Origin of the sequence: Arthrobacter sp. TS-15 (genome assembly GCF_006964045.1) — a bacterium.
GTDB lineage: Bacteria > Actinomycetota > Actinomycetes > Actinomycetales > Micrococcaceae > Arthrobacter.
This window is the reverse complement of record NZ_SDXQ01000029.1, coordinates 350,307-362,621: the sequence shown is the minus strand read 5'-3', so window position 1 is coordinate 362,621 and position 12,315 is coordinate 350,307. Positions and strand designations below refer to the sequence as shown.

The following is a 12,315-nucleotide window of genomic DNA, read 5'->3' as shown; positions in this document are numbered from 1 at the left end:
ATAACGGGTGCAGGGAACGCTACTTCTTGAGTGCGGCGGTGACTGATTCCACGTTGTCCGTCATCCACTGGAGGTAGTCTTTCCCGTCCGGCAGCGTTTCAGTGAAGTTCACAACAGGTACCCCGGCCGCTTCCGCAGCCCGCTTGACCGACTCGGTCTGCGGCCCCTCCGTCTGCTCGTTGTACGCCAGGAACCGGACCGATTTGGCACTGACCAGATCTGTGGTTTCCTTCAGTACCGCAGCCGGGACATCGGTCTCTTCTTCGATTGCCGCGCTGTAGGCTTCCGGCGTCTTGTTTTCCAAGCCTGCAGCTTCGAGGAGGTACAGCGGAACGGGTTCAGTGACGGCCACGGGGGCGTGCTCATTGCCGGCCTTGATCTCGTCAAGCTTGCCCGTCAATTCTGAGAGCTTTGCCTTGAATGTCTCCGCATTAGCCGTGAAGGTCGAGGCCGATCCCGCGTCAAGGCTGCCCAGCTTGGCGGCCACCGCGTCGGCAACCTTGCCCATGGTGTCCAGGCTGTACCAAACGTGCTCGTTAAAGTCTCCGTGGTTGTGGGTGTGGCCCTCTTCGCTGTGCGCTTCTTCGCTGTGGCCCTCCTCTTCCGGAGCAAGGCCTGAAATCTCGACGGCGCTGATCATGTTCTCGTGGCCGACTTTCGTCTCATCAGCAATCTTGTGGAGGAACTCGTCATAGCCACCGCCGTTCTCCACTACGAGCTTGGCTTTGGAAATCACCAGCTTGTCCTGGGCGCTTGCCTCGTATGAGTGCGGGTCCTGGCTGGTCTTGGTGATGATGGCGTTCACGTTGACTTTGTCCCCGCCGACAGCCTTCACGACATCCCCGTAGACATTGGTAGAGGTGACAACTTCAATGGCGCCTTTTGTGGGATCATTGTTCGCTCCGGCGGTCCCGGCACAGGACGACAGCAGTAGGGCGGACAGAGCTGCAGAAGCGGCCACGGACAGGCGGGTGGCGGAACGACGCACGAAGACCTCGGATCTACTCAAAATGAGAATCAAACACAATTACTGGGAGATTTCAGTGTAGCCCCAAATGGGAATGATTCCTATTTAGAAGGCTCTGGCGTCACCTGGAACCAGGCGACGCCAGAGGGATCTACCGCTTCCTACTGCACCTGCTGACCGCCATAACGGCGAATGCCGGTTGCCTGTGTAGCATCGCGGATCTCACCCACTAACTGCTCAATGACGTCCTCCAGGAACAACACGCCTTGGGTCTCCCCGCCCGAACCCACTACACGGGCCAAGTGCGAACCCGTTCGCTGCATGACGGACAATGCCTGCTCGATCTCGTCGTCCGGAGCCAGGTTGGCCAATGACCGTATCCTGCCCTCGGCAATCGGGTGTTTCCTGCCCTCGTCCGGAATGGACAGGATGTCCTTCACGTGGAGGTACCCGGCGAGTTCGCCGTCGTCGTCAACCATCGGGAACCGTGAGAAACCGGTGCGGCTGACCGCCTTCTCCAAATCCACGGGAGTGGATGCTGTCTTCAGGACCACCAGCTTGTCCAAGGGAACCATGATGTGCGAAGCAGTGTGTTCGGAAAATTCCAGAGCACCGCTCAAAAGACCCGCTTCATCGTCCACCAACCCATGGCGCGTGGACTCCCGGACGATCGACTGGACTTCCTCAAGCGTAAAGGAAGAGGACACTTCATCCTTGGGTTCAATTTTCATCAGCCGCAGGATGTGGTTGGCGAGCCAGTTCAATGACCAGATCACCGGGTTCACCACCCGGGCTATGAACATCAGCGGCGGCGCCAACAAGAGAGCCGCCTTGTCTGCAACGGAAACCGAGATGTTCTTGGGCACCATTTCGCCAAAGGTAACGTGCAGGAACGTGACGAACAGCAAAGCGATGGCAAACGCGATGATGTCTGCCAATTCAACCGGAACACCAACCAGCTCAAGGGGCTCCGCCAACAGATGGTGGATGGCCGGCTCCGCAACCTGAAGGATCAGGAGCGAGCAGACGGTAATGCCAAGTTGCGCACAGGCGAGCATCAGCGAGACGTTTTCCATTGCACGCAGTGTTGTTTGCGCGCGCTTGGACCCGGCTTGTGCCAACGGCTCAATCTGGCTTCGACGCGCGGACATGACCGCGAATTCAGCGCCAACAAAGAAGGCGTTGCCAATCAGAAGCACCACAAGCCAGACGATTCCTACCCAGTCATTCATAGGGCACCTGCTTCACGGCGCGGATTTTCGGCATCCGCAGCATCCGACATGTCCGTCTCCACGTGATGGAAACAGATCCTGTCGATCCTTCGGCCGTCCATCCTGGTCACAGTCAGCGTCCCGCCGACGGTTTCGACGACGTCGCCAGTCCTTGCGATGCGCCCCAGTTGGCTCATGACGTACCCGCCCACGGTCTCGTAGGCCGATTCGTCGGGGACAGTGAGGTTGGGTATCTGCTCGGATACCTCGTCCGGCCTCAGCAAGCCCGGAAAGTACCAATCGCCGGATGCACTCTGCAGCACTCCCGGCCGGACTTTGTCGTGTTCGTCAGCAACTTCCCCGACGATTTCTTCCACAAGGTCCTCCAGCGTGGTGATTCCTGCGGTTCCGCCGTATTCATCGAGTACAACCGCCAGTTGGAGGTTGCCTTCCCGCAACTCGGACAGGAGCGCATCCAAGTGGATCGTCTCCGGGACCTGCAGGACATCCGTCATGATGGCACCGGCCTCGAGCTTGGCCCGGCGCTCAGCGGGGACGGCTACCGCCTTCTTGACGTGGACCACGCCGCGGATGTCATCGGTGGAATCACCAATGACAGGGAATCGGGAGTATCCGGTCCGTCGCGCAGCATCCAGGACATCGGATACAGGCTGGTCGGCGTCGATCGTTTCCATGCGGATGCGTGGCGTCATGACGTCCGCCGCAGTGCGACCGGAAAAGTTCAAGGTGCGGGCAACAAAGTTGGCCGTGCCGGCATCCAATGTCCCCAACTCGGCGGAGCGCCGTACCAAGGAAGCGAGTTCTGCAGGTGTCCTTGCCCCTGAGATCTCTTCCTTGGCTTCAAGACCGAACAGGTTCAACACCTTGTTCGAGAATCCATTCAGCACCACGATTGCGGGCTTGAAGACAGCTGTGAACATCAATTGGGGGCGCGCCAGGCGCTTACCTAACGGAAAAGCGAGAGCAATGGCCATGTTCTTGGGGACCAGTTCGCCAATCAGCATGGACAACAGGGTTGCGATCACCATGGCAAGGATCAACGCCACGGAATGGGTGACCTCGGCAGGGATGCCCACCGCACCCAATGGTCCCAGGAGAAGCTGCCCCAGCGACGGTTCCATCACGAAACCTGTCAGCAAGGTGGTGAGCGTAATGCCCAACTGGCAGCTGGAAAGCTGGGTGGAGAGGGACTTGAGGCACTTCAACAGCGGGGCGGCGGCGTGGTCGCCATTATCCACCGCGCGCTGAACGCTGGCTTGGTCCAAAGCAACAAGGGAAAACTCAACTGCTACGAAAAAGCCGGTGCCAAGAATCAGAGCAAAACCGGCTAGGAGGAGAATCCATTCCACTTAGCGCATCACTCCAAGAGTGGGCGCGTGCAGTGGAGATAATGCCTGCTGCGCCGGGATTCGCCCGGGCGGAGGCTGGTCGGGTCCCGCAGACGGACGGTCCGCAGAACCACCGGCAGTGAGCGCCGGCGAGTGATGGGCATGTGAACGGGTGTTGCCGGCTCGACGGGCACGCTGTGCGGGGTTGCCTGAGCGGCTCCCCCGACAGTTCCCAGGCCGGCACCTAGATTTACTGTCCATAAGACTTTCAGTCTACAGTCAGCCGGGCAGTGATGCCCTGCCGGCGTCACGTACCCTTCAAAGAAGAGGCACATGTCCATTAAGTCAGCCGCAACATGATTTAGGTCACCACTATTGGCAGTTAACCAACGATGCTAACTAGACTGACATGGGTCTGAGTTCGCGGGACCCGGACCCTGGCCCGTCATTGTGGAGAGCATCTGTGGCCAGCGGGAAAACAACACTCATGGAAGAGGCGTATTTCAAGTGCCAGAGCAGCCCAGCCACCGTCTACCAGAGGAATTTGGCGGAAACGAGTGGCTCGTTGACGAACTGTACGAGCGGTACCAACAGGACAAGAATTCGGTCGACGCCAAGTGGTGGCCGCTCTTCGAGTCCTTTGCTTCCGGTGACGGCACTTCTTCCAACGGATCCTCCGCAGCCGCTTCGGCTGTCAATCCCCCTACCCAAGCACTTCCCGTGGTAGCTCCGCCCGCAGCGGCACCGGCACCGACGCCGGCCGCTCCCGCAGCTGCCCCCGAGCCTGCACCGGCGGCACCCGCCCCGGCGAAGAAGGCACCCGCCACGGTTGCCCGGGACGGAGCAAAGAAGCCCGTCGCCGGTGCCACGGCCCAGCCGATTCCGGCACAGCTTCCCAAGAGCACCAAAGCTCCCACGGCACCCGAGGAAGACGTCGTTTCCGTCCTCCGCGGCCCGGCCAAGGCCATCGCCACCAACATGGTGACCAGCCTGGAAGTACCCACCGCCACGAGCGTCCGGGCAGTTCCTGCCAAACTGCTCATTGACAACCGGGTTGTCATCAACTCCAACCTTGCCCGCGCCCGCGGTGGCAAGGTGTCCTTCACGCACCTCATCGGTTACGCCGTTGTCCGCGCGCTCTCCCAGTTCCCCTCGATGAACGTCTACTACGACGAAATCGACGGCAAGCCGAGCGCCGTCCAGCCGGCTCACGTCAACTTCGGCATCGCCATTGACATGCCCAAGCCCGATGGCACCCGCCTCCTGATGGTTCCGAACATCAAGAAGGCCGAGACCATGGACTTCGCGGAGTTCTGGCACACCTACGAGGACCTCATCAAGCGCGCCCGCAACGGCAAGCTCACTGCTGACGACCACGCGGGCACCACGGTGTCCCTCACCAACCCCGGTGGGATCGGCACCGTCCACTCGGTGCCGCGCCTTTCCAAGGGCCAGGCTGCCATCATCGGCGTCGGCGCGCTTGATTACCCGGCCGAGTTCCAGGGTGCCAGCGAGAAGATCATCGCCCAGAACGCCATCAGCAAGATTCTCACCCTGACCTCCACCTATGACCACCGTGTTATTCAGGGCGCAGGAAGCGGCGAGTTCCTGAAGCTCGTCCACCAGCTCCTCCTTGGCGCGCAGAACTTCTATGACGAGATTTTCGAAGCCCTGCGCATCCCGTACGAGCCCGTGCGTTGGAGCCCGGACCTCCAGGTTGATCCTGCAGACGAGATCAACAAGGTTGCCCGTATCCAGCAGTTGATTCACTCCTACCGCGTGCGCGGCCACCTGATGGCTGACACCGATCCCCTGGAGTATGTCCAGCGCAAGCACCCGGACCTTGACGTCCTGACCTACGGGCTGACCCTCTGGGATCTGGACCGCGAGTGGCCTACCGGCGGGTTCGGTGGCAAACCACAGCTCAAGTTCCGCGACATCCTTGGAGTCCTCCGCGACGCGTACTGCCGCACCACGGGCATCGAATACATGCACATCCAGGAGCCGGCGGAACGCAAATGGTTCCAGGATCAGCTGGAGCACCCGTACTCCAAGCCGAGCCGCGAAGAGCAGCTGCGCATCGTTTCCAAGCTCAACGCCGCAGAGGCTTTCGAGACTTTCCTGCAGACCAAGTTCGTTGGCCAGAAGCGCTTCTCCCTCGAGGGCGGCGAGTCGCTGATTCCGCTGCTCGACGCCGTCATCTCTGACGCGGCCGACGACGGACTGGACGAAGTTGCCATCGGCATGGCCCACCGTGGCCGCCTCAACGTGCTGACCAACATCGCAGGAAAGACCTACGCACAGGTCTTCCGCGAATTCGAAGGCACCCAGGACCCCCGCTCGGTCCAGGGCTCCGGTGACGTCAAGTACCACCTCGGCACTGAGGGTACTTTCACCTCGGACAACGGCAAGCAGACCAAGGTCTACCTCGCCGCCAACCCGTCCCACTTGGAAGCTGTTGACTCCGTCCTCGAAGGCATTGTCCGCGCTAAGCAAGACCGCCTGGACCAGGGTGAGTCCTTCCCTGTCCTGCCCATCATGGTCCACGGCGACGCAGCCTTCGCGGGCCAGGGTGTTGTGGCTGAAACCCTCAACCTCTCGCAACTGCGCGGCTACCGCACCGGCGGTACCATTCACGTGATCGTCAACAACCAGGTTGGCTTCACCACCGCACCGTCGTCATCGCGTTCGTCAACGTACTCCACCGACGTTGCCAAGATGATCCAGGCACCGGTGTTCCACGTGAACGGCGACGACCCCGAAGCCGTGGTGCGCGTTGCGCAGCTCGCCTACGAGTTCCGTCAGCGGTTCCACAAGGACGTCGTCATCGACATGGTGTGCTACCGCCGTCGCGGCCACAACGAGGGCGACGACCCCTCGATGACCCAGCCCCTCATGTACAACCTGATCGAAGCCAAGCGGTCCGTTCGCAAGTTGTACACCGAGTCGCTCATCGGCCGCGGAGACATTACCGAGGAAGAAGCTGAGCAGCTGCTCCGCGACTACCAGGAGCGCCTTGAGCGCGTCTTCGCTGAAACGCATGCCGCACAGACTTCCCCGATCCCGATCATCACGGCGGACTCCGCTGCTGTCTCGGACATCGAGCGTCCCATTGCGCAGCAGTCTGACTTCGGGACGAACTCCCCCACGTCCACAGCGATTTCCGCCGAAACCCTTGCCCGCATCGGCAAGGCGCACCTGGAAATTCCGGATGGCTTCACCGTTCACTCCAAGCTCAAGCAGCTCCTGGAGAAGCGTGAGCAGATGTCCCGTGAGGGCGGCATCGACTGGGGCTTTGGCGAGATCGCAGCCTTTGGCTCACTGATCATGGAAGGCGTACCCGTACGCCTGGCCGGCCAGGACTCCCGCCGCGGCACGTTCGTCCAGCGTCACGCAGTGTTCCACGACCGCGCCAACGGCAACGAGTGGCTGCCTTTGGGCAACCTCTCCGACGACCAGGCCAAGCTGTGGATCTACGACTCCCTGTTGTCCGAATACGCTGCCATGGGCTTCGAATACGGCTACTCTGTGGAGCGTCCGGATGCTCTGGTCCTCTGGGAAGCCCAGTTCGGTGACTTCGTCAATGGCGCCCAGACCATCATTGACGAGTTCATTTCCTCGGCGGAACAGAAGTGGGGTCAGCGCTCCTCGCTGGTGCTCATGCTCCCGCACGGTTACGAAGGCCAGGGACCGGACCACTCGTCGGCACGCATTGAGCGCTTCCTGCAGATGTGCGCCGAGGACAACATGATCGTGGCCAACCCCACCACTGCTGCCTCACACTTCCACCTGTTGCGCCGCCAGGCCTACAGCCGCCCACGGAAGCCGTTGATCATCTTCACCCCCAAGCAGCTGCTTCGCCTCAAGGGCGCGGCTTCGGCTGTTGAGGACTTCACCACCGGAGGCTTCAAGCCGGTTATCGGTGATCCGGACGTGCAGCCGGCCAACGTGGACCGCGTCATTCTGGTCTCCGGGCGTTTGTACTACGACCTCCTGTCCAACCGTCAAAAGTCCGGCGATACCTCGACGGCGATCATCCGCGTGGAGCAGCTATACCCGCTGCCCAAGGCAGAGATTGATGCCGAGCTCGCCAAGTACCCGAACGCTGACATCGTGTGGGCACAAGACGAGCCCGCCAACCAGGGTCCCTGGCCGTTCATGGGCCTTAACCTGGCACCGGAGCTTGACCGCAAGCTCCGCCTCGTGTCGCGTCCGGCTTCGGCCTCCACCGCTGCCGGATCCATGAAGCGCCACGCCGCTGAACAGGACACCCTGATTAAGCAGGCGTTCGAACGCAAGTAAGCGAAACTGCCCGGCCTGAGGAGCGATGTGCGCGCCTTAGGCCGGGCAGTTCTGTTTAATGGGACAGGACCCGGTTCCCAAACCGGCCGATGATCGGCCAAACCGTGCAAGGACCGTAACGAGTGTGAAGAGGTAGCCGTGGAAGACAGGAAGCTGCGCATCGCAGCTGTAGGAGATGAACTGCTCGCGGGCCTGGGGGATCCCCGCGCCTTGGGCTGGCTCGGTAGAGTCCTGGCCCGCACACCCCAGGATTCCGTCGTGGTGGAAAGTTTCCCGCTCCCCTGCCCCATGGAAGGCACCGAGGGCCTCGCCGCACGCTGGCAGGATGAAGCCGGAAGGCGCTTCAGTGATCAGCATGAGAATCGACTGGTGATCGGCCTTTCGGGTCGCGACCTTGAGTTTGGACTGTCCACGGCACGCAGCCGGCTGAACCTTGCGAACATCCTTGACGGGGCTTCGCATAGCAGCGTGGAGGTCTTTGTGGTGGGCCCGCCGCCTACCTTGGACCCCGCACGTAACAAACGTCTGGCCGAGCTGAACACGGCGTTTGCCGACGTCACCACCAGGCGGAACCACCATTACGTTGACACGTTCTCTCCCTTGCTCAATCATGAGCAGTGGAGGACGGACCTCGCAGCCAATGGGGGAACACCGGGCCAGGCCGGCTACGGATTGATTGCGTGGCTTGTCCTGCACCGCGGCTGGTTCCAGTGGCTTAATATCGCCCAACCGGAGTAGCCATGACGCGGATCGTGTAGGTTTCTGTCAGAGCACCATTCACCGCGGCCGTTGTTGCCGCAGTGGTCGCTACAGTTTCCTGCAGTTCCGGTCCGCCCTCACGGCTTCGTACGGCACTGGTGTCCGCGACGCCCAGCGCGAAGTATCCATCGAGGACCATATCCGGGTGGGCTCCGTCACCAAGACCTGGACCACAACTGCCATTTTGCAGATGGTCCAGGAGGGCAAGCTTTCCTTGGATGATCCGGTGTCCCGGCACCGCCCCGACGTTCCCAACGGCGACAACATCACCATCGACCAACTGCTGACCATGCGGAGCGGGCTGTACAACTACACGGAAACCCTTGACCTCAATTCGGCCATGGACACAGACCCGCAAAGGGTCTGGCAACCGGACGAACTACTTGCCCTGGCGTACAGGCACCCACCGTACTTTGCGCCCGGCCAGGGTTTTCATTACTCCAATACCAGTACGGTCTGCTAGGCCTCATCGCCGAAAAAGTCGACGGGAAACCCTTGGGGCAACTGTTCAGGGACCGCATCTTCGAGCCGCTGGGCATGACAGGAACAGTCTTCCCGGACATTTCGTCCAACAGCATTCCCGCACCCCACCCCCAGGGCTACTTCTTCGGGGACAACGTCCTGACCATGACTAATCCCGCGCTGCCGGAGGCCATGCAGCAGGAAGCCATCGCCGGCACGCTCGCGCCCAACGACGTCACGCTCATCGGAAAGATGTACCGGTCCTAGGCCCACCCTGCCGTTGATTAGCACACGCAGAACCATTGCCTCCACAGCAGATGCGATATATCGTGTTTACATAAACGCGATATATCGCAACGTGGAGGAATGATGTCTGACGAACTATGGACCGTGACGGACCCCCAAACCATTGACGTGGAGAATGTGCGCTCACTCAAACTCGGCATTGTCAAAGGCCGCTTTGACGTCGTGACGCACCAGGAACCTTTTGTCCGCATCGAAGTCAGTGAGATCACGGGCGACCCGCTGACGGTCACTCTTGTTGACGGAAGGTTGGAAGTACGCCACCAACTGCAGGGACCGCAGGGCTGGTTCCGCAACTTGATGAGCACCGTCAATAACACCAGCAGCAACTCGGTGATCGTCGGCATTGCGCTGCCATCCGGCGTCGACGTTGAGGCGGGTACCGTGAGCGGTGACGGAATGGTCTCGGGCATCAGTGGACGCACCCGGCTCAATACGGTGTCCGGTTCTGTCCTGGCGGACGGCACCAGCGGCGAACTGCACGTCAATACAGTCAGTGGCGAGGTCATCGCCAGAAACCACGACGGCGTCCTGACCGCTAAGAGCGTCTCAGGCGAAGTCACCGCTTCGGGCAAGTTCAAGAACGTCCGTGCGAGCACCGTGAGCGGCGACCTCAGCTTTGACCTGCAGGACTACACCAACGACCTCGGGGCCAACTCCGTTTCCGGAGACCTGACCATCCGGCTGCCGCACGACGTCGGCCTGGACATCGTGGCGAAGTCGGCCAGCGGAACCGTGGTGATCGATGACCAAATGTACGCCCAAGCAGGCAGCACTGTTCACACTATTGTCGGTCCCGACGAAAGGCTGATGCTGGTGCGGACCAACACCGTTTCCGGCAAGACCTACATCATGCACGGATCGGCTCCCACACCGGAAAGCGGCCACCCCATCCCCGGGGAAGCAGGCCTCTGATGCCTCCGGTTTTCGCTCACGGCGCCCTGCGGCTGTACCTGCTCGCCTTGCTGGAGGCCGGTCCCAAGCACGGCTACGAGCTCATCAAGGCGTTGGGCGAACGGTTTGGGGGCACCTACTCCCCTAGCGCCGGTACTATTTACCCGCGCTTGGGCAAGCTGGAGGAGGAAGGCCTGGTTGCCACGGAGACCGAAGGCCGCCGCACCAAGTACCTCATTACGGACGCCGGCCGCGCTGAGCTCGATACTCGCCGGGATGAGCTGGCCAATGTCGAAGACACCATCTCCGCGTCCGTCAGGCGACTTGCCGACAACCTGCGGGAGGACATCCGCACCAATATGCGCGGCCTGCGGGCAGATCTTGCGGCCACTGCTGAAGCTGCACGAACCAGCGCTTCTTCGGCCCATTTGCGGAGCAGGACGATGGGGCATACTCCCGAAAGTCAACGCATCCTCAAGGAAGCGGAATTACTGGTTCAGTCCTTCAGGGATGACATCCGCGTCGAGTTACGCCAACACGGCGCCTCGCAGTCCCTGACTCCCCTGACGCTCGAAACCGTGCGCACCGTATTGGACCAGGCCCGCATATCGATCAGGAACACGCTGCATCATTGACGACGCCGGCGGCCACCAAGCAGCACGAAACCTGCCGGTTCGCGGCGCAGCACCCGGATGTGCGAAACTGGAGGGCAGCTTTATTGAGTATCAATCCTTGAAGGAGGCCAGCTATGAGCAAGCGTGCACGTAAGCGTCGTGACCGTAAGCGCGGCGGCGCGAACCACGGCAAGCGTCCCAACACCTAAGCCACCGGCTTAGCGTCACAGGCTTAAAAGCGAAGGCCCCGGAAACCATGCGGTTTCCGGGGCCTTCGACGTTAAGGTCAATCCTGTAAAGAATCAGGCTCTTCAGCATCCGGCCGGGATCAGGCGTCCACTGGCTTGATGGCGTGGATGCGGTCCAGTATGGAGTTTTTCAGGTTCTCCGGGGCGGATTCAGTGCATGACCGCTTAACCATGGTGCGGATGAGGCACTCAAGGTCATACTGCTCGGCGCACTCCTCGCAGGTATCCAAGTGCTGCTTGATCTCAGTGAGATCCTCGCGGGTCAATGCGCCGTCGAGGTACTCGTAGATCCGTTGCATTCGCGTATCGTCGCAATCGCCCAATCCCTGGCAGTCGCTCATTTCTCTTTCTCCTGATTGTTGCTTCCGGCCGCGGCCTGATCTTCGGTTTGGGCCCTGAAGCCCCGTTCGGCGGCATAGTCCGCCAACATATCCCGCAGCATCTTCCTGCCGCGGTGCAACCGTGACATGACCGTGCCGATCGGGGTATTCATAATCTCTGAAATTTGTTTGTATGCGTAGCCCTCAACGTCCGCGAAGTAGACCGCAAGGCGGAATTCCTCAGGAATCGACTGCAAAGCGTTCTTCACGTCGGAGTCAGGGAGGTGATCCAGTGCTTCGGTCTCTGCCGACCGTAAGCCTGCCGAAGTGTGCGACTCCGCCTTGGCCAACTGCCAATCCTCGATCGTGTCCGAGTTGGACTGCAGCGGCTCACGCTGGCGCTTCCGATAAAGGTTGATGTAAGTGTTGGTGAGGATCCGGTACAGCCAGGCTTTGAGATTAGTTCCCGGCTTGTACTGATGGAACGCCGAAAACGCCTTGGTGTAGGCCTCTTGGACCAGATCTTCGGCATCGGAGGGGTTGCGCGCCATACGCATGGCTGCCGAATACAACTGGTCCACGTACTGCATGGCGTCACGCTCAAAGCGTGCCCGCCGCTGTTCCGGGGTTTCCGAAGCAGGATCGACGTCGTTTGCCGCCGTCGCGTCATCATCCGCGCCGGCTGCCTGGTACTTGGCCGCTGCGGCCGGTTCAGTGGTGCTCATCGTTGCCAAGTCTACTGTCAGCTGCCGCGATTCCGGCTGCATTCCATATCCAGGCTCCGGCAGCACCACCCGGTCCTTAACCAAAGTCAAAAAACCCACTCCGTTCAACAGGCGGCACACACCATGCCGCAGTCCGGTCTCCGCCGCACCTGTGGTTCACA

The 12,315-nt window shown here is 60.8% G+C and carries 11 protein-coding genes and 1 pseudogene; 6 read left to right on the top strand and 6 right to left on the bottom strand.

Features of this window, described 5'->3' with window-relative positions; genetic code table 11:
• Positions 1-19: 19 nt before the first annotated feature.
• The 3 genes from EU811_RS11890 to EU811_RS11880 form a co-directional block, all read right to left on the bottom strand.
• Complete coding sequence (locus tag EU811_RS11890; protein WP_142938603.1) at positions 20-1,021, bottom strand: metal ABC transporter solute-binding protein, Zn/Mn family; 1,002 nt, start codon at positions 1,019-1,021, stop codon at positions 20-22.
• 107 nt (positions 1,022-1,128) lie between these two features.
• Positions 1,129-2,199, bottom strand: coding sequence for a hemolysin family protein (locus tag EU811_RS11885; RefSeq protein ID WP_142938602.1), 1,071 nt, complete (start codon positions 2,197-2,199; stop codon positions 1,129-1,131).
• Complete coding sequence (locus tag EU811_RS11880) at positions 2,196-3,548, bottom strand: hemolysin family protein (RefSeq protein ID WP_142938601.1); 1,353 nt, start codon at positions 3,546-3,548, stop codon at positions 2,196-2,198. The genes EU811_RS11885 and EU811_RS11880 overlap by 4 nt, the downstream gene beginning before the upstream one ends.
• A 486-nt stretch (positions 3,549-4,034) precedes the next feature.
• On the opposite strand from EU811_RS11880, the gene EU811_RS11875 reads away from it, so the two are divergent.
• Positions 4,035-7,829, top strand: coding sequence for a multifunctional oxoglutarate decarboxylase/oxoglutarate dehydrogenase thiamine pyrophosphate-binding subunit/dihydrolipoyllysine-residue succinyltransferase subunit (locus EU811_RS11875; RefSeq protein ID WP_142938600.1), 3,795 nt, complete (start codon positions 4,035-4,037; stop codon positions 7,827-7,829).
• Positions 7,830-7,967: 138 nt separating this feature from the next.
• Positions 7,968-8,567, top strand: coding sequence for a GDSL-type esterase/lipase family protein (locus EU811_RS11870; RefSeq protein ID WP_141282482.1), 600 nt, complete (start codon positions 7,968-7,970; stop codon positions 8,565-8,567).
• Here the strand turns inward: EU811_RS11870 and EU811_RS24215 are convergent.
• Positions 8,545-8,727, bottom strand: coding sequence for a hypothetical protein (locus tag EU811_RS24215; RefSeq protein WP_238703398.1), 183 nt, complete (start codon positions 8,725-8,727; stop codon positions 8,545-8,547). The two genes, EU811_RS11870 and EU811_RS24215, sit on opposite strands and share 23 nt — an antisense overlap.
• On the opposite strand from EU811_RS24215, the pseudogene EU811_RS24735 reads away from it, so the two are divergent.
• From EU811_RS24735 to EU811_RS24730, 4 genes and pseudogenes are all read left to right on the top strand, one after another.
• Positions 8,647-9,317, top strand: a pseudogene (locus EU811_RS24735) (serine hydrolase domain-containing protein). The gene EU811_RS24215 and the pseudogene EU811_RS24735 sit on opposite strands and share 81 nt — an antisense overlap.
• Positions 9,318-9,419: 102 nt before the next feature.
• On the top strand, positions 9,420-10,268 hold the full coding sequence (locus tag EU811_RS11860) for a DUF4097 family beta strand repeat-containing protein (protein WP_142938664.1): 849 nt from the start codon (positions 9,420-9,422) through the stop codon (positions 10,266-10,268).
• Positions 10,268-10,882, top strand: coding sequence for a PadR family transcriptional regulator (locus EU811_RS11855; RefSeq protein ID WP_142938599.1), 615 nt, complete (start codon positions 10,268-10,270; stop codon positions 10,880-10,882). Before EU811_RS11860 ends, EU811_RS11855 begins: the two co-directional genes overlap by 1 nt.
• Positions 10,883-10,995: 113 nt before the next feature.
• A complete protein-coding gene (locus EU811_RS24730; RefSeq protein ID WP_369299106.1) occupies positions 10,996-11,070 on the top strand; it encodes a 50S ribosomal protein bL37 in 75 nt (24 codons plus the stop codon).
• 119 nt (positions 11,071-11,189) lie between these two features.
• On the opposite strand, the gene rsrA is transcribed toward EU811_RS24730, so the two are convergent.
• A complete protein-coding gene (gene rsrA, locus EU811_RS11850; protein WP_142938598.1) occupies positions 11,190-11,450 on the bottom strand; it encodes a mycothiol system anti-sigma-R factor in 261 nt (86 codons plus the stop codon).
• On the bottom strand, positions 11,447-12,244 hold the full coding sequence (locus tag EU811_RS11845; protein ID WP_142938597.1) for a sigma-70 family RNA polymerase sigma factor: 798 nt from the start codon (positions 12,242-12,244) through the stop codon (positions 11,447-11,449). The genes rsrA and EU811_RS11845 overlap by 4 nt, the downstream gene beginning before the upstream one ends.
• Between the last annotated feature and the right edge of the window lie 71 nt (positions 12,245-12,315).